The following is a 23,694-nucleotide window of genomic DNA, read 5'->3' as shown; positions in this document are numbered from 1 at the left end:
GGTTGATTAAGCGGACTTAGGCCAGGCGCCGGCCATGTGCAGGTCGCCTTCTACACGGCCGATTTCCTGCTGCAGGTTGCGGCGGGTGGCCTCACCGCGGGCACGGTCTGCCTTATTCCAGGTGCCGGATGCCTGATCCAGCCGCGCAAGGCTTTTAATCAAGTCCTTGTGGTGGGCTTCCAGCTCTTTGGTTGTCATGAAAATCATCGAATTTCTCGCAAAGAAAAGGGCGCTGTGTGCGCCCTGGTGTTGGTTAGATGAGAAGGCAATGTGTGCCCCGATATGGGGGCGCGAACGGAATGTCATCATCGAAGCTGTCAAAGTCAGGCGGTGCTGACTGCTGGCTCTGCTGCTGGCGAGGCGCTGGTGGCTGCCGTGCAGCGCCGGCTTGCGGGTGTGGTTGGCGCGACTGCTGGGCGCGGTCACCGCCAGCACCTTCCGGGCGGCCGCCAAGCAGCTGCAGAGTGCCTTGCATGTCCACGATGATTTCTGTGGTGTAGCGCTTGATGCCGTCCTTCTCCCACTCGCGGGTCTGCAGCTTGCCCTCGATGTAGACCTGGGAACCTTTGCGCAGGTACTCGCAGGCAATCTCGGCGACCTTGCCGAATAGCGCGACGCGATGCCATTCAGTCTTCTCGACCTTCTGGCCGGTCTGCTTGTCCGTCCACTGTTCGCTGGTGGCCAAACTCAGGTTGGTGACCGCATTGCCGTTTGGCATGTAGCGAACATCAGGGTCTTGGCCGCAGGTGCCGACCAGGATGACTTTGTTGACTCCGCGAGCCATTACGCTGCCTCCTTCACGCACTTGCCCGGCTGGCTCCGTAGCTTCTGCTCAAACCCATCGACCAGCAGCTTGAACTGCCACAGGTCTTCTTCAAGTTTCTCGATGTAGTCGTCGTCGCGCTTGAACTCTTTGAACCAGAGCTGGCGGCCTACAGGTGCGAGCGCAGGGCAGTACATGCCTACGTGCCACCACTTGCGGCCGCTAATCCACATGCAGCCCTGCACCTGGTCCATGATTTCGCCGGCATCGTTGTCGATGTGGAAGCTGCGCAGCTTTTCCGGCGCCAGGAAGCACTTGTATTCGCTGCCGCCGTCCAGGTTGATAAAGCCGTCGGCGCTGGCACCAAAGGCGCCGTCATCGGTGGTGATGAAGCCGGCGCGCTCAACGATCATGCCGGTTTGCTTTTCATGCTCCATGCGCGCTTCGGGCTCAAGCTCATGGCCGCGCCGCATCTGCCAGGTTTCAAAGCCGTTATCCAGAGGCTCGCCGGCGATGCGCTCAACTGCCAAGCCAAACGCATAGTTAAGGGCCGCCTCGCTCGGCTGGCCAACCTTCTCGCCATCCAGCGCCTTTTGCACGGTGGTGGACGTGGGCGTGTTCTTGTAGCCGGCTAGCTCTTTGGCCTTGGCTTCGGTGCGCCCTTCAAGCATGGCATTCACATAAATGGCCTGCTGGTCTGTTAGGCCGCCAACGGTTGAGCGCGCCACGGCAAACATGCTCGCGGTAATCACGCCAGCACGCGCACCGTGCCACTCTTTGCTGCCTTGCTCGCAATTGATAAGGATCATGCTGGTTCTCCGTGCAGGGTTTGTTTATCAAGCTCATCGACAATCGGGCCGCGCTTCACGGCGGCCGCCTTGATCAGCTCGTAGGCTTGTTTGTCGCGTGCCTGGTCGGCTGCGTTGACGGCAGCCTTCCAGGTTTCGGTTAGTGCGGCGCGTGAGTCACATGCCTCGATCCTGTCCACCCACTCCTTAACCAGTGCAGCGTCATAGTCAGGAGCGCTGACATTGGCGAAGCCTTCGCCGCTGTCGGTGTTCAAGTGGTGAATGGCTTGCTCTAGCCGTTCGGTTTTCGGCCAGTATTTGTAGGCACGCTTGACGCAGGTTTTTTTGATCATTTCGCCCGGCTGCGTCACCCAAGGGCAGGTCTTTGACGAGTCCTTTAGGTAGGCTTTCCAAGCGGTTGAAATAGCCCGGCACTCATGCACCTGGGCAATGGTCATGGTGGTAGTCAGGTAGTCGCCGTCGGCGGTCTTGATCACGACATACACGCCCACTATCTCGCCGCGATCTGTCGCAAACGGGCTGTATTTATGGGTGGGCGGGGCGTCGTAACCGTTTAGGTCGAACGAGTCTTTTTCATACACCAGCTCGGCCTGCGCCCACAGAATCGAGCCGGTGAGCATGGCCAGGTCCATAAGCCCCATGTAGCTAATGTCTAGGCAGATTTTGTTATCACGCGGCACCAGATACGCCTGCTTCCTGGCAGGGTTTAGGCTGATGCCGATGGCCGCGACGTTGGTAATTGCGTTGGCGAGTGATTGTCGATTTCGGATTGCAAGACTTGTGGCGTAGCTGTTGCCCGACAGAACCTGAAGCGCGAAACCAGCTTCGCGCTCAAAGCTGAGCGCCCTGTCACACAGCACCGCGTCGAAAGTCTCGCGCATGGCGTAAATGTCGTCAGTGACAACCTGTAAATCATTGCCGGCCATGCCGATCACCTCAGTAGGTTATGGATACGCGGGGCACTTCTTCCCGTCGGATCATGTTGATGACGGCCCGCGCCTGCGCCTCGGTGATGCCGGCCAACATGAATGACTCTTTGATAGCGGTGAGCACGGCAGTCTTGTGCGCGGTGTCGGCTTCGCGGGCTTTGGCGGCCGCCTCGGCGCGGGCCTTTTCGTCAGCTTGGCGCTGGCGCTCTTGCTGGTTCGCCCGCTCAACCGCTTCGACTTGGCGCTGCTCGGCGGCGATACGATCCTGCTCGGCCTGCTGCTCAGCGGCGATGCGGTTGCGCTCAGCCTGCTCGGCACGCTGCTGCGCTTCCTGAGCTTCGCGCTGTAACTGCGCGGCGTGCTGCTCTAGGTCACGCTCGCGCTGGGCCGCAGCGTCACGCTGTGCCTGAGCGGTGCGCTCGGCTTCTTGCCGTGCTGCATCAGCCGCCTCGCGGGCAATACGGTCGCGCTCGTCTTGGGCGTCACGCTCGGCCTTTTGCTTGCGCAGCGCTTCCAGCTCGGCGGCTTCAGCTTCGCGGCGCTCCTGGGCGGCCAGCGCCTCATTAAGGGTGGCCAGGCTGGCGGCCTTAGCGCGGTGTGCGTCGGCTTCAAACTCCTGCCAGTCGTCGCCAATGGTGACTTCGGCAAGGTCTTGGATCAGCGCCTTGATCATCGCGGCGCTAGCGCCCTCGGTGTTGGTGTTGCGCAGGTGATCCAGGCCGGCTTGGTGCTGGTCAATGCGCGCGTCTTCAGCAGCCTGCCAGTCGTCCAGCGGCTTGCGCACTTCAGCCTGCCAGCTTTCGAGCAAGTCCCAGCAGCGCTTGCGTTCAGCGTCAATCACCTTGGGCTTTTTCTTAGCCTCGGCTGACAGCTCTTTGCCTACAGCATCCAAGGCGTTCTTGGCCTTGGCGACCTTGTGCGCCATCGAGGCATACAGCTGGCGATTCTTGGCGGTGCTCAGGTCGGGCACGTTGCTGTTGAACTCGTCAATCTGCGCGCGGATATGCGCTATGAAAGGGTCGAGGCCGTTGGCGGTGGTGTACACCTGCAGCGCCGTGTCTTGCGGCGGCAGCAGGATGATTTCGGTTTCAGTGGCTGCGTTCATGTTGCTCTCCCTGCGCCTGGCGCTGGTGTGTGGGCTCATCGCCGACGTAATCAAGGGCGAAGGCGAAGGCGGTAAAAACGAGAAGGGTGATGGCAAAACCGCGCCAGATGCTGTGGCGCAGTTGCCGCTGGAGGGCGGTGCTCATGGCCGCGCCTCATAAACCAGCGTCCACTGCCCACCGGAGCAGTATTTGAAATCAGGCTCGCGGCGCGGCTCGATGCCTTGCTGGTAGGCCAGCGACTTAGCGCCAAGAAGGCTGCTGGCGCTGACGGCGATGCGCTCAACAACGCGACCAGCCTCAATGGCGGCCAGCTGTTCTTCGATCAGGGTAGGGAAGGGCATACGGCTCATAGGTCAAACTCCTTTCTGACTTGGGCGTCGACGGCCAGGGCGACGGCTTCTTGAAGCGGCCCGGCGATCAGTGACACGTTCTGCTTGGCGATGAATCGAGGGTCTGTATCGATGAACTTGAGCATCTGCGACCAAAACTCTTTGCGCTGGGCGGCTGGCGCTTCGGCCATGGCTTCTTCGATCTGCTGCCAGGTAAGCCCGTCGCGGGCGCGGTCACAGAGCTGGCCAAACGAACGTGCGCGGCTGTCGCTGGTTTCATCTGCGGCGTAGCGGCCAGCCTCAAGCGCGCCGGCATTACTGATTGCGTGCATGGTTGATTCCTCGGTGCATACCCATAAGTCAGGCGCGCCAAGCCTCAGACTTTCCGCAAAGGTTTGGCCTGGTTGCCTGCTTATGGGTACGGGTAGGGTGGGTGCCGGCTTGCGCCTATTCCGGCTGGCCTTTGCGCTAGATCGCTGGCGGCTTCGCTCCTGCGTTACCTGGCACGATGTGTGTGTCGCCTCCCGGCGAGCCTGCCCAGTAATCGCGACAAAGCGTTTAACTGGTTGTGATGCCGGAATTGGCATCGGGGCGAGCACCCTCTGCTGCTGCTCGCCGGATCAGCGTGCAACGCCCTTATCCAAGGGGCGGAAGGTGAGCGCCCCGATAGCAACTCGCGCTGTATCGGTGCCTTATGCCCAGGCGGCAAGCCTGCTTATTACCGGGTGCTGCTTCATGCGTTGCCCGGCGGCGTCCCGGTCGTGTTACGGGATTGGTTAATCGTCACAGGATCGGCGCTGAGGACAGCATGTCTTGCCTTTGCACTGCTCTGGACGAAAGCAAAAGGAAGGGCAGGTAACACCCTCTCGGTAGATATGTGTGTTGATTCGCGGGTTAGCCGGGTAAGGGAGGCGATCGCACTCCAGCACCGCTGCGCCCATCGATTCGGCGCCAATACGCTTTGCGTCTTCTTCGCTCGCTGCCTCAACGCAGCCGGGCGGTCTACCTTCAAATTTCAGCCAGTACGCTTGCATGTTCATTGCTCCGGTTGTTTTCCCAATGCGCCCTGTTGCCTAGGCGCATCAGTGAAAATTTGGTGTTTCCGAACTACCGAGAAATCCTCGATAGTTCTCTTCACTACGCGCTTCGCCTCGATTTCCCTGTCTGTCAACGTCACGGGCGCTGGTCGTTCTATTTGCTCGCTGATAATCTCGTGGTAAGGCGAAATAAGAGGCTTTCGACATGGATGTAAAGAACCTCGCTGTGCTCATGCAGCTAAAAAACGCAATGGAAATGGCGAGCCCGTCACCCGTTCCAACGCCTCACGTTGCTAGCGAGATACCCAAGTCAAAGACCGGGTGGCTAGAAAAGACCTGCCGGTTTTGTAAGGCCGTTAAGGTCTGGTACAAGGCCGACTGGGTAAATCCGCCGATCATGTGCGACGGATGCCGCAATGAGCGAAAGACCCGCTACAAGCCGGGGCGAGGCGATACGCTCTATTCGGAAACCCAGGTCTTTCGCGGCGGCTCTCCAGGCGGCGGCAAGCACAAATGAGTAAGCCGCCAGAAACACACACTCAAATGATTGAGCGACTGAAGCGAGTCCTGCTGAAAATGAAGCGGGATTTAGATGAGATGCCATCAGGTAGGGGGGCAGGCCTAGCCCTCGAAATATATGCCATGGAGCAGCGCATCAAGCGCGAAGAGTTGCATTCAATATCCGGCTATCGAAAACCCCGCCACCCTGTTTCAGGTGGAGCACCAGGTTCTAATCGCCGAAAGTGACGCTTTCCGCAAAGCCCTTTTCAAGGCCTTCTGGAGAGCATCCTGCCCGCATGTAGCGGGCAGGTAATCTCTGTTCATTGCATAGGCCAACGGTCGCTTTCCCGTCAGTGCCATTCAGTGCGACAAGGGGTCGAGGCCCCATAAGCCATACACCTACTAAACACCACGCAGCCTCTCCAGCCACGCCCTCCGAATGAGGTCTCCTATGCCCAGCGCCGACATAAGGTCGAATCGCTGCGTACCGTTGCGCGGTACGTCCGCTGGCTATGCATCGGCCAGCTCGGCGTCCATCAAGTTTTTAAAGAGCGTTCCGGTTGCCCGAGGCATTGCTGCCTTTGTTGCTGCCGGTGTTGGCCGGCGATGGAGTAACATTAACCGGCGGTATATTGCTGGTCAATACCGGCGGTTAATTATTTTTCGGAAAGAAGCGGCTATGATTCTTCTTTGCTGTATGCATATCCAGTACTGGAGTTTTGAATGGCTAGGAAGAAAACGCAGCAACAAGAACCGCGAGAGATGACCGGGCTGGAGAAGCTGGGGCTGCGGGTGTCCGCGATGATCGGTTCGCCCAAGGCGCAGCTAGAGCGCCAGGCGAGGATTCACCGACTGGACACAGACACGGATGAAGCGTGGGATGGCGTGATGGAGTTACTAGGGGAGACAGACGGCCTGCATTTAGAGTTTGCGGACGATGGTGACGTTATCGTGCGCTGGGATGTGCTGGCCGATGATGGTCGGGTGGCGGATGTTGAAGAGGTAGCTCCGGAGGAGGCTGCGCCTTTTTGATGGCCCACAAAAAAGCCCGCTCAGTGGCGGGCTCGATGTTCTGTGCTGATCAGTCTTCTTTCGGTACGACCCAGAAGAGTTCGACCCCGCCGTCATCGCGGTGGGCGACTGTCACGTTGTCGGTTTCACCAATCTCTTCGAGGATTTGCGCCCATGCCGCTTCCGGCTCATCGGGTAGCCGATGGAGTAGGGCGTGCTTGGCCTTTTGAGCGGCAGGGGAGTTGATGATCTTCTGGATGCGCGCTCCCATTACTTCGTAAGGGCTGGGCACTTTAGGGGTGAGGGCAGCTTTAGCCATACCGAATACCTAATTTAACTGTATGTGTATACAGTATTTCAGTCGGTGCAATTTGACAAGATCGCTAGGTACTGGCTTGATCGATTTGGATTTATTCAAGGCATACAAATGGACGAGTATTTTCGGATGTTTAGGGAGTGACGATGGTCGTTGAGGCATTCGAGAAGCAAGGTATTGAGTCCGCTACACGTCCAGTGGCGATCGCAATCAGCGCCATAAATGCTAGATGCTTGGATGCAGAGCTGATCAGCTTTTCCGATGGATGCAGGGTGTACCTTGATCCGGAGGCTATGGCTGTTGCCTTGAGCGTGGATCGGCCGAGCATTGTCTTTCGTAACATGGAGAAATTTGACCCTGATGAGCTAATTCGTGCAGAGATAATTTCGGCTGGAGGACGAGCCGCGTCGATTAACCGAAGGAACATGGTTGCTCCTACTGCTGCAGAGTGCCTGAAGGTCATCCAATCGACCGATATGGTGCGGGCAGGCCAGCCTTATCGGGTGATCTACGCATATTCCAAGGAGGGGTTAACACGCGCTTGTGTTGTATATGCCGAGTGGCATGCAGCTCTTGTGGTCTTGCTCGAGGATTTTATCGAAGGACATGAAGAGCGGTTTGAGGCGCGATCAGCCCGCGAAGCGGCCGACCTCGTCGCTTTCTTCAGGCTGCTGGCAGAAGAAATAGCCAGCGATGATCGTTTCGCCCTTACTCGAGGCCTTAGGAAAAAGGGGCTGCTTGTTGAAGCTGTTTGGGGCGACAGAATACCGTCCGATCCACAGCAGCGTGTCACGCGCCTTACTCCTGGAGAGGAACTGCAGGATTGGAACTTCGTGCATGTTGTTCGGCAGGCCAATGATATTGTCGATCAAAGGCAGATGCTTGGGTGAGCGTAGGCGCGCTGCTGTTTTTCAAGCGCAATTGGCAGTGCTGGTGCTTTGAGTGTTAGCTGGCTTTGTAGTGCAACGATGGAGCAGAGCGAGGTTGGCCATGGATACCTCCTGGGTAGAGGTAAAAGTGTAGGCCGGAAATGAAAAGCCCCGTGGGGTGACGGGGCTCAATAAGCGTTTTGGCTATAACTTGATTTTGTCCCACCCAGTTTTGAAGTCGAGCGCGCGCATCATACTAAATACATCACAACACTGCGCCCCCAAAGCCTTGCACACATCAGGTACCTTTCTATTCTGCCTTTGAGCTGTAGGCTTAGATGTCTCAAGAGACACTACGCATCGATCTATATGGCTGGACAGAGCGTATGATATTAAGAATGGATCTCGCCCTATATATGCGAGTTCGTTTTCATTCAAGTCTGCCGCATATCCATTGAAGGTGACATGAGCTACGCCTACAGGGTCTGCATCCTCTTGAAGTATGAGATTTTCTTTAACCTCCGGTTTTTTAAGCCAGTTAGTTAAAATATCTTCTTTCCCTGCCAGGATTTCTTCGTATATCTCGATCGGCATCTTGATGCGGCCGATTTTGCTTTGGTGCAAAAGCCATGACCAAAGTTCTGGGACCATTGTTTGCGGATAATAAACGCCGTTTGATGTGATTAGCGTGTTTGCATCCAGCAGGTAAAGCTTCCTATCAAGTGCCATTATAATGTGCCAACCAAGTTATAGACATTGGCGGGCTTTACGCCCAGTACTCTTCCGGCCTTTGTGGCAGTCAATGCGCCTTCGCGCATCGTTCTCTGAACTAGGTCCACGATGGCCCCGCCGAGCTTGTGCCTACGAACAACGTAATAGCTCGGGCCGCTAGATCCATCACGACCTTCTTTATCGGCCGCCTTCTGCGCCACCCATAATTCTCGGAACTTCTGAGAAAGAAGATTCCATGTATCCGCTTGAATCATGCCGGCAGTGAGCAATCGATATGCGACCAAGGAGCCGCTTACGTTTATGCTTCTTGCGAAACCCGAAATTTTACGAGTAAGAACTTCAATGTTTTCTGCGTGCCAGTTCTCTTTGCTTAAGTCACCGGGCGGCAGCAATAATAGGCTGGCGATATCATTGCAATACCGTTCTATTGCCTGCTCTGCACGACTCCCACTCAAGCCTGTTACGCCGATCAATATGTGGGCAAACTCATGAAGAAGTGTAAAGGATCTCGCGGAAGGAGCGTCCTGATCATTTATAACTATGAATGGTGCGATCTTGTCAGACAGCGCAAAACCTCTAAATGCCTCGACAGGTATATTTGTATGATGGCTGCCAAGGTTCCCAATTAAAAGTACGAAAGTACCTTTTGCTTCTATCAGTTTTCTCAGGTAAGAAAACGCTTCTTCAGTTTTTCCGAAGCGTCTAAATTGATTGATGTCGAATCCGATAAGCTCGCCAAGGCGTAGAGAGGCGGAAGCGGGTTCTAAGTCAGGCTTTACACTTCCAACATAATCACGAGGAAAGGCCTCTTCAATGTCTTGAAGGACATTTTTTATAAGGTCTTGCCGCACATAAATATCGCGTACTAGCGCATCGAGGCTTCCCTTGCTTTCGATCCTGAGCTCATCAGGAAGGGTGCGGAAGTCTTCACCTCGCTCAGCTCGGGCAGGCGGAGATGGCAGATAGAAAACGAGAAGAGGGCGGCGATACACGCCGGCCATCTTTACGAGAAGAGCTCTAGAAACTTCCTTCTCGCCTTCCTCGTAGCGTCTCAGCATTTCGAAGGCAGGAACCTTGCTCCCACCGATAGATAGAGCTTTGGCAGCCTTCTCTCGAGTAAGGCCGGCAGTCTCTCGTGCCCATACGAGCAGCTCTGGGTTAATTCCCGGCATACATCACCGCATCAGCTCCGTCTTCATTTATTCATCGTCCATTATCACAGCGGCAGGCTGCACAGGATACTGGCTCAATCTACCGTCTATCTCAAGCGTCGCGACTATTCCATCTCGGCTCGTACAGTATCCCCGATAACTCCTCATTTTCATGTTAGCTCTTGCCGCAACACCAGCAAATCCCTCGGTGCTTTAATCCTTAAGGCCGCCTGGACGCTATGGCTATCTGCGAGCCCAACAAGCACGCCACTCTTTACGAGCGCTGCCATTGCATCAGCCGGCACAGCACCTGGCTTAATGGTGATTACTATCTCTTCGCTGCAGGCGCGGTTCAGCGCCAGACTGCCTTGCAGGTTGGCCTCGCCAATAAACTCTGGAGTTATGCCAGAGGGTGCGCGCGTATTGATTTTGGTACGGCTGGACTTGTGGGAGGCCACGCGGATACGGATGCCGTCGACCTGCATCCGATGCTCCAGCTCGGCCATATCCGCGTCCTCATTCACGCTGATGCGGATTGCCTGGCCTGGCGTAAGGCTTCTAGATAGGAAGCTCACTACTGACCCATGATTGCCTTGTACCTTTTTTGGTACTCCTCATAGGTCAAGCCTGTTGTTTGGTTGAGTTCATTGAGTTGGTTTTGCTGCCATTCGCCTTTACCCATGCTGCCAGCGGCTGCAGGCGTGGCGGATAGCGGTGCTGCTGATGGTTGAAACTGTGGCGCCGCGCCCAGGTCGCCGAGGCACTGATATTTGTAGATAACTTGGCCAGCAATACAGGTGCCGTAACCATTGGATTGGTGACACTTCAGTTGTTTGCCACCGAATGCTTCAGCGTCACTGTAACCCCACACTCGGCACTTGGATTTGGCGATGCTTTGCGCTTGGGCAATGTCGATGACCGGCTTCTCGAATTGGGCGAAGTCATGAGCCATGTCCACGGAGCCATCAGCGCGACTGCCACCCGTGGCATAGAAGTCTTTCTTGGTGGCGCAGCCAGAAAGGGTAGCTACGACAGCGACGAGAGCCAGTAATTGTTTGGCAGTTAGCATTTCTACTTCCTTGTTTTGTTGTTCATTTTTGGATTTATGTTCACTGTCGAAAATCGGGAAAAAGCCAGAGTCTTCTCCGCATCGCCCCAGTAAATTAAGTGCTCATCTGCAAATCGCTTCGCAGGGTACCCCATCACGATCACCGTCAATTTGCGGGTTTCTGCAGACTCGCAACTGATGCATGGCCTCAGCACAACCGCTCATTTGCGAGCAGTGTTTAATCGTGCTGCATGAAAATCCGCCATCACCAGTCGCATTCCCAAGTTTAGGAAAGGACGAAGTGCGGGTAGGCTCTGCTTTGGGTGCACTAGCTGTTCTTTCACCTGCTCGCCAGTCCCACGGAGCAACCCTGGAACTATCGGGAAGTGCCCAAAGGCCTTTCTCCATGTTCCCTGCTAAGGTCTGGGCGTCCTGTAATTTTTGGTCTTTGAGGTACTTCGTATAAGCCCACGCAGCCCCGCGCGCTACCAGCTCATAATTGACGTCGACACCTGCCGATTGCACGCGAGCTACGGTCCTGCCGTAGCGGTCTGTATCTTGAATGCTCAAGACAACCAGCTTGCCGAAAACAAGGTCGGAAAGGATTCGTTTCGACTGTGCACCATATGGCTGCTTGGACTCAGGCGCATCAATCTCTGCCAGCCGAACCTTGATCTGCTTATTGCCGGATGCAAGGCAGGTGAGGGTGTCTCCGTCACTGATGCCCACAACCTTGCAGCTGATTTGCTCGGCTGAAGCCAGTGATGGGAAAAGCACAGCAAGCAGAAAAGAGATAATCAGTGACCGCACGCGATGTCCTTATCTATGGCCTTGTGGCGGTTAAAGCTAACAGGAGCCATCTACGATGCCTCCATGTGTGATCAGTCAGGACTTGGTGAAAGAAAAGCCGTCCAGATTTTGTGCGTCGATGTACAGCTCGCCGTTCTCAACACCGATTGTCATTGTAATGCCCTTCTTCATAGCCTCCTTGAAGGCCTCTATATCAGGTTCGGCGCGTAGGCTTATCGTGATGGGCTGACCTTCGGTGAGGATCAGGGGAACTCTGGCAGGACGCACAGGTTTGAGTAAGGTTAAAAAGAGTGCAAAAGATGCTACTGAGTAGGCGAGTAAATTGAATACGTTTACGAGAAGCGTAAATACTTCTTTTCTGGCAAGTGGTTCCAGGCTTGTCTGGAATTTGTAAATCTCAAGGCCTGAGAAGTACACAATGGTAGCTGTCAGTGTGCCTGTCAGCACAAAACCCGTGCGGATCAGCAGTTTCAGGGAGATGGGTTTGGCTCGCTCAAAATGCCCAGCAATCCACTGCCTGAAGTTAGCGCGGTGTAGTTCCCCAGCGGAGCCATAAGCCCATGCCAGAACAGCCAGGCCAATTAAAGTAGATAAAGCGTCCCAGATCATTGCAGCGTTCCTTGCCAGTCGTTCAATTTGTACTTAGTCGTATCTATTTTGCAATGTTCTGCCCGCGCCGATGGCGGGCGGTGGAGCGCCAGAACACCCGGCCAAGCAGTGGCCGGTAGAGGGTAACTAATATGGACGCACACCTTGTGCAGCAAATAGCTCCTTAGCCAATGGCCAAGGAGCTACTTCATTTAATGGCAGTGGTAATCACCCGTTTTATGATTGCGGTGGCAGCCTTTTGAGTCGGTTCCACCGCTGTGGGCAAAGACTGTTGCCGAGCTTGCAGCGAGCACGGCGCTGATTATGATTGCGACTAGACTCTTCATGATGATCCCTCATTTTTGGCGCTAGTTTAACCTGGGGTTGCGCTACGCCGAAGCGGGCCCGACTGCATTAAGTTGCTTTAGTCTTCCATATCTAGCGTGCGGTACTCGCCACTGTCGTAGTCGTATACCTCGACTTCAACTGATGAGCCATTGCGCTCGACTGACTCAACCTGAACATCACGGTATTCACTAGTGCCATAGTCATATAACTCGATGGTTTCGCCAGGCCGGACCAAGTTGCCTTGATCAATTTCTACTGATGATCCTGACTGATCGTCGTATCCATCCCAGGCCATGGCAACACAGGGTGACAAGGCTGCCAGTAAAAGTGCCAGGGTAGTGATTCGAGCATTCATGACGTCTTCCTTGTCGTGACGATGGTTAGAGCTTTTGGGCATTCCAAACCAGCAGAATCCTTGCCTGGATGTACGTTTCATCGATCCTGATTATTTCGGGGTCGTGATGCTTGTTGTCAGAGATCATTTTGAAGTGATCTGAGTCTTTGATCTGCAACCGCTTGATGTAAAAAAGCCCCTGCCAAACAAAAGCGTAGATGCCGTCACCGGTAAACTCACGAATGCTGGCGTCCGCGATAAGCGGGTCTTTGTCCTGAATCGTCGGCTCCATGGACTGGCCGTCGCCGGTGATCAGCTTTAGGTGCGCAGGGTCTTGGTACTTTACGCCAAGCTCTTTCAGGTGCTGCTGGCTCACTGTCACGTCGCGGAACATTTCCGGAAAATCGTGGACGAGCTTGCCATTCCCCATCGCGCCCTGGACGTCATAGTGCGCGATGCGAATTTCATCGCCGACCATGCCGGTGCGGCGGAAGTCGCCAGTGATTACGTTGGAGTTGCCATGATCAGCCCCCTCCGAGGCTGCGCGGATAATTTGCTGACGCGCATCGTCTGTCAGGCTTTTCCCTACCTTGTCTAGCATCTGACGGACTTTGTCGGCAGCGCCAGCGTTTTGCGACGAAGGCGCGCTCTGCATTTGCTTGAGCTCAGTTGCCAGTCGCGGGCTGAACTTTTCAACCGGCTCGCCAATAAGGCGCGATAGGACAGCAGCAAATTTCGCGTTCAGCGGGTTCTGGCCATTCAGGTACATCGCCACGGCGGCTGGTGAAATATCGGCCGCCTCCGCGATCTTGGCCTGAGTCAGTCCCAGGGCATTTTTCCGAGAGGTGAAAAGGGCTTTGGCCGCGTCGCACTCAGCTTTCAGGGCTGGGGATAGATCTTTCTTTTTACTCATTGGCTGAATTTAACCGGAGGTTAATTAATTGACAGCAACCGCCGGTATTGCCACAAGAATAACCGCCGGTTAATATTGGCGTTAATGGACCTGCTCCCGAGGCATGAAATGAAGAAAGTAGTGTTGAAAGACGTTGTTGTTCGGCTCGGCCAGGCGGCGGTGGCCAAAGGGCTTGGCGTGAGCGCCCCCGCGATTACCAAGGCGCTAAAAGCCAAGCGCGAGATTTTCGTTACCGAGCATCCGGACGGCTCCCTGACCGCAACAGAAATCAGGCCGTTCCCACACCAGGTTGCACCAAGTTAGTCCGACGCTTAGCCGCTCCAGTGAAAACAGATTCACCTAAAAAGCAGCCAATCAGCCTGCTTGAGGCCATTAAAGATGATCACCACCGACAAAGCACGCAAGAACGAAGCGGCCATCTTGAAGGCACTTGCAAGCCTTGGGCAGGCGCGCCTGGCTGACTTGATGGGCGTAAGTGAAAGCCTAGTCAGCCGGCAGAAGTCAGACGGCCACCTGGCCAAGACTGCCGAAATGCTCGCGCACCTGGGCCTAAAGGTCGTGCCGGTTGGCATGAAGTGCTTTGACCCTGAATACGTGGAGCATTTACGCGCATTGGCGCAGATCGGCCTGAAGCAGCCGTGCCTGAGTCAGGAACTGGAGTGGGAAGAGTAGCGGCTGAATCGCAGGCACAAAAAAGGCGCCGGACAGGGCGCCTAGTTCGTTACAACAATCAGGCAGGAATTATGGCTAACGATAACCCAAACAGCAATACCAGCAGCAGTCAGTGCGCAGCCATAAGGCGACACCTGGAAACCGGTAAGACGATAACGGCCATCGAGGCGCTTGATGCGTTTGGCTGCTTTCGCCTGGCCGCCCGTATCAACGACCTGATCAACGCGGGGCTTGCGGTTGAGCGCACCTTGGTGGCGGTCATTAACCGCGACGGCAAGAAGGTCAGGGTAGCCGAGTACAGCATGCGGAGTGCCGTGCAATGAGTGTTCAGGCAATGACCTGGGCGCTTGAGCAGCGCGTCGTTACCACGCCATCCGCGCGTCACGTTCTGCTGTGCCTGGCCAACTATGCCGACAAGAACGGGAAGGCGGCATTCCCTTCGGCCAACAGTTTGAGCGAGGACACCGGGCTCTCTGTTCGCACCATTCGCACCGCCCTGGAAGCCTTGCGCGAAGCTGGCGTAATCAGTCTTGGCAATCAGGCCATTGCAGCTGCTTATATCGACCGCCACGATCGTCGCCCAGTGGTTTATGACCTGGCTATGCAACGGGGTGCAGCTACTGCACCCGGAGCAGAGCGGGGTGCAACTGCTGCACTCGGTAGTGCCGAACGGGGTGAAATTGACGCAGCAGCGGGGTGCAATCCTTGCACGAACGGGGTGCAATTGACGACCGAGCGGGGTGCAGCAGCTGCACCCAATCCGTCCTTTAACCATCCTTTAACCATCAATAAACTAAAGATCAGTAGCGCGAAGGGTTCGCGCCTCGCTGCAGATTGGACAATTCCTGCTGACTGGCTCGAGCAGAGCGCAGCCAATCACCCCGAGTTTGACCAGCAGGCATTGCTCGCCATCGCTGAAGACTTTCGCGACTACTGGACGGCGAAGACTGGCAGCCAGGCAACAAAGCTCGACTGGCATGCAACCTGGCGCCGATGGATGCGAAGCCAGAGGCCGCACCGCCAGCAGCCAACTCGCCGCCTCGTTACCCATGGGCCGAGCGCAGCGCCAGAAGGGCTAGTACCCAGGGAGGACGGCAGCTATGGTTTCGCTTGATCTGAATATCAGCGACATCGAGCGCAATCTCTGCGGCGTGATCGATAAGCAGCTCTGCAATTGCGAGCAGCACGGTGACTTTGTGTCGGTCACCTCTAGCAAGACTGATCACCCAAGTGGATGCCCGGCCTGCGCCGAAGAGGATCGCCGCCTGCGTGAGGACAGGGAGGTACTTGAGCAGGCAGCCAAGGCTAAGAGCAAGAAGCTCGAGCAGCGCCTGGGCGCAGCGATGATCCCCAAGCGGTTTGTCGAAAAGTCATTCACCGAGTACCACTGCACTAGCAAACAACAGGAAGCCAATCTGGCTGCGTGCCGAGCTTATGCGCAGCACTTTGCTGAGCATGCAGCTGCGGGACGTTGCCTGGCGCTGCTGGGAAACCCCGGTACGGGAAAAACTCACCTGTCTGCGGCCATTTCACGCCACTTGATTAACCGTCTTGGCATGACAGCGGTTTATCGCACCGTCAGCGGCCTACTGCAGTACATCAAGGGTAGCTATGACCGCAACTCCGATTACACCGAGGCGCAGGCTTTCGCCAGCCTGGTAGAGCCAGACTTGTTGATCATCGACGAAGTGGGGGCGACCAAAGCCAATGACTTTGAGCAGGCAACCCTTTTCACTGTGATCAACGGACGCTACGAGGCGATGCGCCCAACCATTGTGATCAGCAATCTGTTTCCTACTGATCTGCGTGAAGTGCTTGGCGAGCGTAGTTTTGACAGGCTGAGCGAGGCGAGCGGGATAGTTCTGGTATTCGACTGGGCATCTGCCCGTAAGGACATCCTGTAATGGCTGAGTTAGCACTAATCCGCACTGCGCACGGCCTGGTACCGGCGACCGAAGCCGATCGCGAGCAGGTGCAAAAACTCAAGGCAGGACAGACGGTTCACGGCAAGTTCACCCGCATGCGCAACGCCAAGTTTCACGGCAAGTTCTTCTCCATGCTGGACCTGGCCTACGACTACTGGGAACCCAAGGGCGGCTTGATCCCACGCCAAGAGCTGCGAGGCATTCAAGGCCTGGCCAAGTATTTCGAGGACTTGAATCAGCGCCCAGGACAGCTGCAGGTAGCAGTGGGGGAGTACCTGAAGAAGCTGGAGACCGATCGCGCCGAACGATTCCCGGCAGTGGACAAGAGCCGTGAGGCTTTCCGCGAGTGGGTGACCATCGAGGCCGGGCATTACAACCTGGTGCAGACACCCGAAGGCATCCGGCGCGAGGCCAAGTCGATCAGCTGGGCTGCCATGGATGACACGGCTTTCGAGCCGCTTTACCGCGATGTGTTCAACGCCTGCTGGCGTCTGGTTCTGTCTGCGCACTTTGAAACCGAGACCGATGCCATGGCTGCCGCTGAACAGTTTGGGAGTTTTGCATGAGCCTGCCCACTAAGCAGCCCAAGGCCAAGGACTGCAAGAACCCGGCGTGTGGGGAGAGGTTCATACCGCAACGCCTTGGCCAAGCGGTGTGCAGCCCCAAGTGCGCGATAGCCGAGGCAAAGCAGCCGGCGAACCAGAAGAGGGCGCGTATCGCTATCGAGCAGCGCGAGCGCCGTGAAATCAAGGTGCGCAAAGAGGCGTTAAGGAGCTACGGCTGGTTCGTCGAAGAGGCGACCAAGGCCGTGCAGGGCGCACGGCGATTGGAAGAGCTATCCCTCGGCAGTGGCTGCATGAGTTGCGGCAAGGACCAGGCCCAGGTGCAAGCCGAGCAGGGCTGGAAGACGGGCGGCGCCTGGGATGGTGGCCACTACCTGAGCAAGGGTGCGCGGCCTGAGTTGCGCCTGGTTGAGCAAAACATCTGGCTGCAGTGCAAGGGCTGTAACGGCGGCTCCAACAAATACGCGCGCAAGGGCGAGTCAGTCAAAAACGGGTTCCGTGCCGGGCTGATCGAGCGCATTGGTCTAGCTGCTGTCGAGGCGCTGGAAGCTGACCATGAGCCGCGCAAGTACAGTATTCCAGAACTGAAGGCGATTGCCGCCGAGTACCGCGCCAAGCAGCGCGAGCTGAAGAGGGCGGCCCAGTGATTGCGCAAATCGGAATTGCCCTGTTTGGCGTGGTGGCTGCGTGGGCTCAAGCAGCACTGGGTCAAGTGACATCGAAAGCCCTGTAAACCCCGTCATTAATGGTTTGCAGGGTGTTGTTGTAGTAAAATTCAGCATGAAATTTTGGGGGTGTGCATGACTACAAGCCGGATAGTTGCAACGTCCGATCTGAGCAGCCAGTCGTCGACCGGACGCGTGCTTGAGGCGGTGCAAGAGCTGCACGCGCTGGAGCAAATTGTGACCCGCGAAGCGCTGATCGAGCTGCTTGATCTGCCGGCGACGACCATCGACGACCGGGTGGGCACGCTCGTTAATGCCGGCATGATTGTCAGGGTGCGCCGTGGCATCTATGCCCCTGCCGAGGTCCATGACGCCGCCCGCGTGATCAGCAAAACGATCCTGCCGTGCGGTACAGTCAAGATCGACATAGGCGACGACGTGCTCACGCTCACTCCGAAAGAAGACCGCATGCTGGCCGCAATGCTGGCGGGTGTAGCAATGCAGGCCGTCGGTATCGAGCAGAGCCGTAACGTGGCGATGATTGCCGCTGACTTGTCGCTGCAGGTCAAGAGCCTGCGCCGGGAGCTGCGCGCAGTGAAGACGGCGCTGAAGGGGAAGGGGTGTGACGAGCAGCTAGGACTGGCAGGGTTCTAGGTTGGTCATGATGGCGCCGAAAGGCATCGTCATTCCTGTGCATTCGCCACGAATGAATGATCCGGCGTAGAAAGAAGCCCGCTTAGTGCGGGCTTTCTTGTCTGAGCGAGTCAGCTAGTGAGTTTTTGTGCGTGTATTTTCGTTCCGACCTGTTCAGATAGGTCACGTAAAGCATTGAGCAGGCTTGTTTCGTCTTTCATGCTTTCTCTGGAAATGGCGTTATATCGGAATGGCCATTCATCAATGATGTGACCGCCGTGGAGAAGAAAGCTTGTGCAGTCTGTGTCCTTGTGCCGATAGACGAGGGCGTAAGCTGCCTGAGCGGTATAGACCTTTTTGTTGAATAGCCTTGTCGACTTGCCGATTTGGGTGAATCCCTTCATATGCTTCAGCGTCAGACTTTCTTGCGACTTAGCTGGCTTACATTTTACGGCGGTACTTTCTGTGACCAGAATAATGTCCATCTTCGCGTCGAAGTCGTCGAAAGGATTTTTCTCGGCATCAAGTGAAGAGAACGCATCTGGGTCAAGCGTTGTTGCTTTGAGCCCGTCAATGACAAGTGGAGGTTTGAACTCCTGCAGGATCACATAGGTTTTGCTCTCGTTGAACCGTGCAATAATGCGGTAGATGATCAGTGGCTTATCCTTGAGGTTTGCCAGCGATAGGCTAGTGATACGGGTTGGTCGGTTTATCTGGTACCCGATCTGCGCCTGGTAAATCGCTGCAGTACCCCATTTCTTGCTGGCTGCATTAACCGTAATGATGACACCTACGATAGCCGCGAGATTACGAGCATCATTAAGGTCAACGAACTGCTTGAGTGGTGTGTAGTCGATCGATGTAAAGAAAGCAGTAGTGCTGCTGAGAAGTGAAGCGATGAAGTCCATGCGCGGCCCTGATTAGATTCCTTGGTAGGCCCTGATGTTAGCGTAGCGACAGATCGCTTTCAGCCCGCATGATGGGTGATCAGTTGACGATGCTTACTCGACCGAAAGCTAACCCCCTGTAGGGTTCGCCCCTCCCCATAGCGTGCCGCCACCATTGCGGCATGACTACCAAACCCAAAGTAACGCCCAAAGCCAAGCCAACACCTGCCAGCTCTAAGAAGCCAGCAGGTGAGAAGGCGCGTGCGCAGAAGACTGTGAAGGTGCAGGAAGCAGAGGTGCGTATCACCGCAAAGCAGCAGCGCTTTGTCGATGAGTACCTGGTTGACCAGAACGGCACGCAGGCCGCGATTCGTGCAGGTTATAGCGCAAAGACCGCGCAGCAGATGGCGACTGAGAACCTGTTAAAACCTGTGGTCAGGGCCGCTATCGAAGCTGGCCTAGCCAAGCAGCAGGAGCGCACCGGTATCACCGCTGACCGTGTGCTGCAGGAGGTCGCGCGCATCGGTCTGTTCGACCCGCGCAAGCTGTTCCGCGATGACGGCGAGCCTAAAGACATACATGAGCTGGACGACGATACGGCTGCAGCTATCAGCGGCGTGAAGATCAGTACGCGCAAGGATGAAGACGGCAAGGGCGAAACGACCGTCACTGAGTACAAGGTCAGCGACAAGAACACCGCGCTTGAGAAGCTATTCAAGCACCTGGGCCTGTATGAGCTGGACAACCAGCAGCGCGTCGACCCGCTGGTGGCAGTGCTGGAGCGGATCAACGCAGCCGGCAACGTCGGCTTTATGCCTGTGGCGCACGACCCTGAACACGACGAGGGTTGATGATGGCTGCGACTGTCTCCAAGCCGCTGGCCGAGCTGCCATCGAACGCCGAAGAGCTGGAGCGCTGCCTGCTCAATCCAGAGTGGCGGCTGTTTAGCGGCTGCCTGTACAAGATCATGATTAAGGGCGATGACGGCGAAGACAACCTGGTCATGCCGTTTGCGCCCAACCGTGCGCAGAAGCGGTTTATCCGTCGGCTCTGGCACCGCAACCTGATCCTGAAGGCACGCCAGTTGGGTTTCACCACACTGATTGCCGTGATGTGGCTGGACCACGCTCTGTTCAATGCCAACCAGCGCTGCGGGATCATTGCCCAGGATCGTGAGGCAGCCGAAACGATCTTTCGGGATAAGGTCAAATTCGCCTACGAGAACCTGCCGCCAGAGCTGCGTGAGCGTTTTCCGCTGGCCAGGGATAGCGCGGTAGAGCTGCTTTTCGCACACAACAACAGTTCGGTGCGCGTCGGCACGTCAATGCGCTCGGGCACCATCCACCGCCTGCACGTTTCCGAGTTCGGGAAGATTTGCGCCAAGTACCCGGACAAGGCGCAGGAAGTAGTAACCGGTTCGATACCGGCCGTGCCAACCAACGGCGTGCTGGTGATCGAGAGTACCGCTGAAGGCCGTGAAGGCGAGTTCTTCAACATGGTAGGCATCGCGCAGGCCAACCATGCCAGCAAGAAGGTGCTGACGCCCAAAGACTACCGCTTCCACTTCTACGCCTGGTGGCAAGAGCCGCGCTATCGCCTGCCCGTCACAACCGTGGCAATCACCCGTGATGAGCACGACTACTTCGACAAAATCGAAGCTGAAATGGACTGCAGGATCGACCCGGACCAGCGCGCCTGGTATGTCGCCACCAAGCAGGCCGACTTTGCCGGCGCTGAAGAGCGGATGTGGCAAGAGTACCCGTCGACACCGGCCGAGGCCTTCCAGGTCAGCACCGAAGGCAACTACTACGCCAAGGATATGATCGCTCTGCGCAAGCGTGGTGGTGTCACGCGCTTGCCAGTCCTCGATGTGCCGGTCAACACCTACTGGGACATTGGCAAGAAGGACGGTTGCGCGATCTGGTTCCAGCAGGAGAGTCGCGGCGACGACCGCTTTATCGACTACTTCGAAGATCACGACAAGGACTTGCGCCACTACGTCGCCGAGCTGCGCGCCAAGGGCTACATCTTCGGCACGCACTTCCTGCCGCATGACGCCGCGCATGAGCGCCTGAGCGATTACAACAAGAGCACAGAACAGATGCTGCAAGACCTGATGCCAGGTGAGCGGTTCTTTGTGCTGCCCCGCATAAGCGAGCTGATCACCGGTATCCATGCCGTGCGCAAGCACCTGAAGGGCGCCTACTTCGACGAGGTGCGCTGCAAGAAGGGTATCGAGCGGCTGGAGGGCTACAAGAAAGTCTTTAGCCGCGCCGCCAACGGTTACATCGACACGCCCAACAAGGCCAACGGCTGCAGCGAGGGCGCCGACGCCTATCGCCAGTACGCACAGGCCAAAGAGCTGAACCTTATCGACGGCGCTACCCGCGCAACCACTTACCAAGAAGCCCCGCCGCCCGACTGGCGCACTTGAGGAATCACCATGGACGCCACCGCGATTAAGTCGCCAGACACCCAGGCCGCCGATGAGCTGGCAATCACCCTGGAAGAGTACGCCGAGTTCTTGATGGAAATCGAAGAGCAGCCGCACTGGCGCGCTACGGCCGACAAGGAAATGGACTATGCCGACGGCAACCAACTGGCCAGCGACCTGCTGCAACGCCAGCGCGACCTGGGCATTCCGCCTGCTGTTGAGGACTTGGTAGGCCCGGCGCTGCTATCGATCCAGGGCTACGAGGCGACCATCCGCAGCGACTGGCGCGTGACGGCTAACGGTCAGACGGGCGGCCAGGACATAGCGGATGCGCTGAACTTCAAGCTGAACGAGGCTGAGCGACACAGCAAGGCCGATGCCGCGTGCAGTAACGCCTTCCGCCCGCAGATCGCCGTTGGCCTGGGCTGGGTGGAAGTGAAGCGCGAGAGCGACCCATTCAAGTACCCGTACCGTTGCACGGCTGTGCATCGCCGTGAAATTGATTGGGACTTTGCCGCTACTGAAGATGACCTGAGCGATGCCCGCTACCTGCGCCGCAAGCGCTGGCTGGTGCCCAAGCGCATTGCGATGGTGTTCCCGCAGCACAAGGAGCTGATCTTATCGATTGACCGCCATGGTCCCGGCTGGTGGGCTGAGCAGGCGCTTGAAGCTGTAGACGGTGGATCATCGACAGGACTGAGCAATGCCTGGGGCGAGGCGCGCAACCGCACCGTGCAGGAAGACCGCTGGTACAACCCGGTGAGCAAGCAGGTGTGCCTGGTGGAACTGTGGTACCGGCGCTGGGTGAGCGTGGCCGTGATCACCAGCCCCGACGGCCGCGTGGTCGAGTACGACGAGAACAACCTTGCGCACAACATTGCCGTGGCCAGCGGCACCGTGAAGCACAGCATGGCCGTGGTCGCCCGCGTGCGCCGCAGCTACTGGCTTGGGCCGCACCTGATGCACGACGGCCCGACGTCTTACACCCACAACCACTTCCCTTATGTGCCGTTTTGGGGCTTCCGCGAGGACAGCAGCAGCGTGCCGTATGGCTATGTGCGCGGCATGATCTTTCCGCAGGACAGCCTCAACAGCGGCATATCGAAGCTGCGCTGGGGTATGGCTGTGGTCCGTACCGAGCGTACCAAGGGCGCAGTGGATATGACCGATGCTCAGTTCCGTCGCCAGGTTGGCCGCGTGGACGCGGACATTGTGCTGAATGCCGAGCACATGGCTCGTAACGGCGCACGCTTTGATGTGAAGCGCGACTTCCAACTCAACGCCCAGCACTTCCAGCTGATCCAAGACAGCCGTCAGGCCATCCAGCGCGTGTCTGCAGTCACCAGCGGCTTTATGGGCAAGGAGGGCACTGCGCGTAGCGGACTGCAGGAGCAGACCCAGGTAGAGCAGAGCAACCAAAGCCTGGCCCGGATGATGGACAACTTCCGGGCAGGTCGCTCCATGGTCGGCGAGCTGCTACTGGCGATGATCGTTGAAGACTTGGGCGATAAGCCGCAGACGATCATCATCGAGGGCGATGCCGTGCGCGAGGATCGCGAGGTGGTGATCAACAAGCCCGAGGTCGACGAGCTGGGCTATGCGTACCTGAGCAACGACCTGCAGCGCACTCGCCTGCAAGTGGCACTGGAAGACGTGCCGAGCACCAAGAGCTATCGCGGCCAGCAGCTCAACGCTATGTCCGAAGCGGTCAAGTCGCTGCCGGCGCAGTACCAGGCGGCAATGCTGCCGTTCATGGTTTCGCTCATGGATGTGCCGTTCAAGAAGGATGTGGTCGAGGCTATCCGCGCTGCTGCCGAGCAGGAGTCTCCCGAGGCCGTTGAGAAGCGTATCGAGCAAGCGGTGAAGGACGCACTGCAGAAGTCTGGTGTTGACGTGAAGATGCGCGAGCTGGCGATGAAGGAGCGCAAGAGCGAGAGCGAGATTGCCGAAATCCAGGCGCGTGCCGTGCAGATCGGTGTGCAGGCTGCGTACTCCGCGATGCAGGCCGGCGCACAGGTGGCGCAGATGCCGCAGATCGCGCCGATTGCCGACGCGGTGATGCAGGGCGCTGGCTACCGCTCACCAACACCAGGCGGCGACGATCCCAACTTCCCGACGGTCGACAAGGCCGCGGCGATGAACATTCGCAGCCCGTACATTCAGGGCGATGGCGCGCAGCCAGGCAGTGAGCAGCTGCCGCCTGCTGTGCAGCAGAACACCAGCCCGGCTTATCCCCCGGTGCCGCAGCAAGGTGGCTCGCCGATGCAGGGCATCGAGACACCCGCCACCACTGACAACTTAGGAGCATGAGCAAAGAGCAA

The 23,694-nt window shown here is 57.0% G+C and carries 33 protein-coding genes; 15 read left to right on the top strand and 18 right to left on the bottom strand.

Annotated elements, in window-relative coordinates; genetic code table 11:
* Positions 1–6: 6 nt before the first annotated feature.
* The 5 genes from BMZ32_RS13745 to BMZ32_RS13725 are packed head-to-tail and all read right to left on the bottom strand — an operon-like array spanning position 7 to position 3,606.
* Positions 7–198: a hypothetical protein gene (locus tag BMZ32_RS13745; protein ID WP_139213963.1), complete on the bottom strand. Its 192-nt coding sequence runs from the start codon at positions 196–198 to the stop codon at positions 7–9.
* A gap of 55 nt (positions 199–253) precedes the next feature.
* The gene (locus BMZ32_RS13740) at positions 254–784 is read right to left on the bottom strand and encodes a single-stranded DNA-binding protein (protein ID WP_090242898.1); all 531 of its coding nucleotides are present in this window, start codon (positions 782–784) and stop codon (positions 254–256) included.
* Entirely contained in the window at positions 784–1,572 is a 789-nt protein-coding gene (locus BMZ32_RS13735; RefSeq protein ID WP_090242896.1) for a lambda exonuclease family protein, read from the bottom strand. The genes BMZ32_RS13740 and BMZ32_RS13735 overlap by 1 nt, the downstream gene beginning before the upstream one ends.
* Positions 1,569–2,498 (bottom strand): recombinase RecT, encoded by a 930-nt coding sequence (locus tag BMZ32_RS13730; RefSeq protein ID WP_090242894.1) that lies wholly within the window; start codon positions 2,496–2,498, stop codon positions 1,569–1,571. The genes BMZ32_RS13735 and BMZ32_RS13730 overlap by 4 nt, the downstream gene beginning before the upstream one ends.
* A 10-nt stretch (positions 2,499–2,508) precedes the next feature.
* A complete protein-coding gene (locus BMZ32_RS13725) occupies positions 2,509–3,606 on the bottom strand; it encodes a coiled-coil domain-containing protein (protein ID WP_090242892.1) in 1,098 nt (365 codons plus the stop codon).
* Here BMZ32_RS13725 and BMZ32_RS19460 point away from each other — a divergent pair.
* Positions 3,605–3,766 (top strand): hypothetical protein, encoded by a 162-nt coding sequence (locus BMZ32_RS19460; protein ID WP_167376761.1) that lies wholly within the window; start codon positions 3,605–3,607, stop codon positions 3,764–3,766. The two genes, BMZ32_RS13725 and BMZ32_RS19460, sit on opposite strands and share 2 nt — an antisense overlap.
* On the opposite strand, the gene BMZ32_RS13720 is transcribed toward BMZ32_RS19460, so the two are convergent.
* Both BMZ32_RS13720 and BMZ32_RS13715 read right to left on the bottom strand, forming a co-directional pair.
* The gene (locus BMZ32_RS13720; RefSeq protein ID WP_090242890.1) at positions 3,748–3,957 is read right to left on the bottom strand and encodes a hypothetical protein; all 210 of its coding nucleotides are present in this window, start codon (positions 3,955–3,957) and stop codon (positions 3,748–3,750) included. The two genes, BMZ32_RS19460 and BMZ32_RS13720, sit on opposite strands and share 19 nt — an antisense overlap.
* Positions 3,954–4,268, bottom strand: a complete 315-nt coding sequence (locus BMZ32_RS13715; protein ID WP_090242889.1) for a hypothetical protein — start codon at positions 4,266–4,268, stop codon at positions 3,954–3,956. The genes BMZ32_RS13720 and BMZ32_RS13715 overlap by 4 nt, the downstream gene beginning before the upstream one ends.
* Before the next feature lie 910 nt (positions 4,269–5,178).
* On the opposite strand from BMZ32_RS13715, the gene BMZ32_RS13710 reads away from it, so the two are divergent.
* The gene (locus tag BMZ32_RS13710; RefSeq protein WP_090242887.1) at positions 5,179–5,490 is read left to right on the top strand and encodes a hypothetical protein; all 312 of its coding nucleotides are present in this window, start codon (positions 5,179–5,181) and stop codon (positions 5,488–5,490) included.
* A 707-nt stretch (positions 5,491–6,197) separates the two neighbouring features.
* Positions 6,198–6,506, top strand: a complete 309-nt coding sequence (locus BMZ32_RS13705) for a DUF1654 domain-containing protein (RefSeq protein ID WP_090242885.1) — start codon at positions 6,198–6,200, stop codon at positions 6,504–6,506.
* A 49-nt stretch (positions 6,507–6,555) separates the two neighbouring features.
* On the opposite strand, the gene BMZ32_RS13700 is transcribed toward BMZ32_RS13705, so the two are convergent.
* Positions 6,556–6,804, bottom strand: a complete 249-nt coding sequence (locus BMZ32_RS13700) for a DUF1654 domain-containing protein (protein WP_090242883.1) — start codon at positions 6,802–6,804, stop codon at positions 6,556–6,558.
* Between the two features lie 143 nt (positions 6,805–6,947).
* On the opposite strand from BMZ32_RS13700, the gene BMZ32_RS13695 reads away from it, so the two are divergent.
* Positions 6,948–7,691 (top strand): hypothetical protein, encoded by a 744-nt coding sequence (locus BMZ32_RS13695; protein ID WP_090242881.1) that lies wholly within the window; start codon positions 6,948–6,950, stop codon positions 7,689–7,691.
* Between the two features lie 183 nt (positions 7,692–7,874).
* On the opposite strand, the gene BMZ32_RS13690 is transcribed toward BMZ32_RS13695, so the two are convergent.
* The 9 genes from BMZ32_RS13690 to BMZ32_RS13650 form a co-directional block, all read right to left on the bottom strand.
* Positions 7,875–8,399 carry a DUF4411 family protein gene (locus BMZ32_RS13690; protein WP_090242879.1) on the bottom strand — a complete coding sequence of 175 codons (525 nt, stop codon included), beginning with the start codon at positions 8,397–8,399 and terminating at the stop codon, positions 7,875–7,877.
* On the bottom strand, positions 8,399–9,574 hold the full coding sequence (locus BMZ32_RS13685) for an ImmA/IrrE family metallo-endopeptidase (protein WP_090242876.1): 1,176 nt from the start codon (positions 9,572–9,574) through the stop codon (positions 8,399–8,401). Before BMZ32_RS13685 ends, BMZ32_RS13690 begins: the two co-directional genes overlap by 1 nt.
* A gap of 149 nt (positions 9,575–9,723) precedes the next feature.
* Positions 9,724–10,059 (bottom strand): hypothetical protein, encoded by a 336-nt coding sequence (locus BMZ32_RS13680; RefSeq protein ID WP_090242874.1) that lies wholly within the window; start codon positions 10,057–10,059, stop codon positions 9,724–9,726.
* A 68-nt stretch (positions 10,060–10,127) separates the two neighbouring features.
* Positions 10,128–10,622: a YecR family lipoprotein gene (gene yecR, locus BMZ32_RS13675; protein ID WP_090242870.1), complete on the bottom strand. Its 495-nt coding sequence runs from the start codon at positions 10,620–10,622 to the stop codon at positions 10,128–10,130.
* 102 nt (positions 10,623–10,724) lie between these two features.
* Positions 10,725–11,411, bottom strand: a complete 687-nt coding sequence (locus tag BMZ32_RS13670) for a thermonuclease family protein (RefSeq protein WP_244153977.1) — start codon at positions 11,409–11,411, stop codon at positions 10,725–10,727.
* Between the two features lie 75 nt (positions 11,412–11,486).
* Entirely contained in the window at positions 11,487–12,020 is a 534-nt protein-coding gene (locus BMZ32_RS13665) for a hypothetical protein (RefSeq protein WP_090242867.1), read from the bottom strand.
* A gap of 191 nt (positions 12,021–12,211) precedes the next feature.
* Complete coding sequence (locus tag BMZ32_RS13660) at positions 12,212–12,346, bottom strand: YHYH domain-containing protein (protein ID WP_094030732.1); 135 nt, start codon at positions 12,344–12,346, stop codon at positions 12,212–12,214.
* Positions 12,347–12,423: 77 nt separating this feature from the next.
* Positions 12,424–12,702, bottom strand: coding sequence for a DUF5334 family protein (locus BMZ32_RS13655; protein ID WP_208598722.1), 279 nt, complete (start codon positions 12,700–12,702; stop codon positions 12,424–12,426).
* Positions 12,703–12,727: 25 nt separating this feature from the next.
* Positions 12,728–13,594, bottom strand: a complete 867-nt coding sequence (locus tag BMZ32_RS13650; protein ID WP_090242865.1) for a LexA family transcriptional regulator — start codon at positions 13,592–13,594, stop codon at positions 12,728–12,730.
* 108 nt (positions 13,595–13,702) lie between these two features.
* On the opposite strand from BMZ32_RS13650, the gene BMZ32_RS13645 reads away from it, so the two are divergent.
* The 8 genes from BMZ32_RS13645 to BMZ32_RS13610 all read left to right on the top strand — a co-directional run bounded on the left by BMZ32_RS13645 (position 13,703) and on the right by BMZ32_RS13610 (position 18,073).
* The gene (locus tag BMZ32_RS13645) at positions 13,703–13,897 is read left to right on the top strand and encodes a Cro/CI family transcriptional regulator (protein WP_090243073.1); all 195 of its coding nucleotides are present in this window, start codon (positions 13,703–13,705) and stop codon (positions 13,895–13,897) included.
* Positions 13,898–13,972: 75 nt separating this feature from the next.
* Positions 13,973–14,266, top strand: a complete 294-nt coding sequence (locus BMZ32_RS13640) for a CII family transcriptional regulator (RefSeq protein WP_090242863.1) — start codon at positions 13,973–13,975, stop codon at positions 14,264–14,266.
* A gap of 71 nt (positions 14,267–14,337) precedes the next feature.
* The gene (locus BMZ32_RS13635; RefSeq protein WP_090242861.1) at positions 14,338–14,589 is read left to right on the top strand and encodes a helix-turn-helix domain-containing protein; all 252 of its coding nucleotides are present in this window, start codon (positions 14,338–14,340) and stop codon (positions 14,587–14,589) included.
* Complete coding sequence (locus BMZ32_RS19360) at positions 14,586–15,380, top strand: helix-turn-helix domain-containing protein (RefSeq protein ID WP_139213962.1); 795 nt, start codon at positions 14,586–14,588, stop codon at positions 15,378–15,380. Before BMZ32_RS13635 ends, BMZ32_RS19360 begins: the two co-directional genes overlap by 4 nt.
* Positions 15,367–16,170 carry an ATP-binding protein gene (locus BMZ32_RS13625; protein WP_090242859.1) on the top strand — a complete coding sequence of 268 codons (804 nt, stop codon included), beginning with the start codon at positions 15,367–15,369 and terminating at the stop codon, positions 16,168–16,170. The genes BMZ32_RS19360 and BMZ32_RS13625 overlap by 14 nt, the downstream gene beginning before the upstream one ends.
* Complete coding sequence (locus BMZ32_RS13620) at positions 16,170–16,757, top strand: DUF1367 family protein (RefSeq protein WP_090242858.1); 588 nt, start codon at positions 16,170–16,172, stop codon at positions 16,755–16,757. Before BMZ32_RS13625 ends, BMZ32_RS13620 begins: the two co-directional genes overlap by 1 nt.
* Positions 16,754–17,401 (top strand): recombination protein NinG, encoded by a 648-nt coding sequence (locus BMZ32_RS13615; protein ID WP_090242856.1) that lies wholly within the window; start codon positions 16,754–16,756, stop codon positions 17,399–17,401. The genes BMZ32_RS13620 and BMZ32_RS13615 overlap by 4 nt, the downstream gene beginning before the upstream one ends.
* Positions 17,402–17,554: 153 nt before the next feature.
* Positions 17,555–18,073, top strand: a complete 519-nt coding sequence (locus tag BMZ32_RS13610; RefSeq protein ID WP_139213961.1) for a hypothetical protein — start codon at positions 17,555–17,557, stop codon at positions 18,071–18,073.
* Between the two features lie 110 nt (positions 18,074–18,183).
* On the opposite strand, the gene BMZ32_RS13605 is transcribed toward BMZ32_RS13610, so the two are convergent.
* Complete coding sequence (locus BMZ32_RS13605; protein WP_090242851.1) at positions 18,184–18,960, bottom strand: hypothetical protein; 777 nt, start codon at positions 18,958–18,960, stop codon at positions 18,184–18,186.
* A 161-nt stretch (positions 18,961–19,121) separates the two neighbouring features.
* Between BMZ32_RS13605 and BMZ32_RS13600 the strand changes: the two genes are divergently transcribed.
* Genes BMZ32_RS13600 through BMZ32_RS13590 form a run of 3 tightly spaced genes read left to right on the top strand, consistent with a single transcriptional unit; the run spans position 19,122 to position 23,683 of the window.
* Positions 19,122–19,790, top strand: a complete 669-nt coding sequence (locus BMZ32_RS13600; RefSeq protein WP_090242849.1) for a terminase small subunit — start codon at positions 19,122–19,124, stop codon at positions 19,788–19,790.
* A 2-nt stretch (positions 19,791–19,792) separates the two neighbouring features.
* On the top strand, positions 19,793–21,373 hold the full coding sequence (locus BMZ32_RS13595) for a terminase (protein WP_208598721.1): 1,581 nt from the start codon (positions 19,793–19,795) through the stop codon (positions 21,371–21,373).
* A gap of 9 nt (positions 21,374–21,382) precedes the next feature.
* Positions 21,383–23,683, top strand: a complete 2,301-nt coding sequence (locus BMZ32_RS13590) for a portal protein (protein WP_090242846.1) — start codon at positions 21,383–21,385, stop codon at positions 23,681–23,683.
* The last annotated feature ends 11 nt before the right edge of the window (positions 23,684–23,694 follow it).

The organism is Pseudomonas guineae (assembly GCF_900113745.1).
Lineage (GTDB): Bacteria > Pseudomonadota > Gammaproteobacteria > Pseudomonadales > Pseudomonadaceae > Aquipseudomonas > Aquipseudomonas guineae.
Note: the sequence above shows the minus strand (reverse complement) of the source record. Positions and strands in the feature narration are given on the sequence as shown.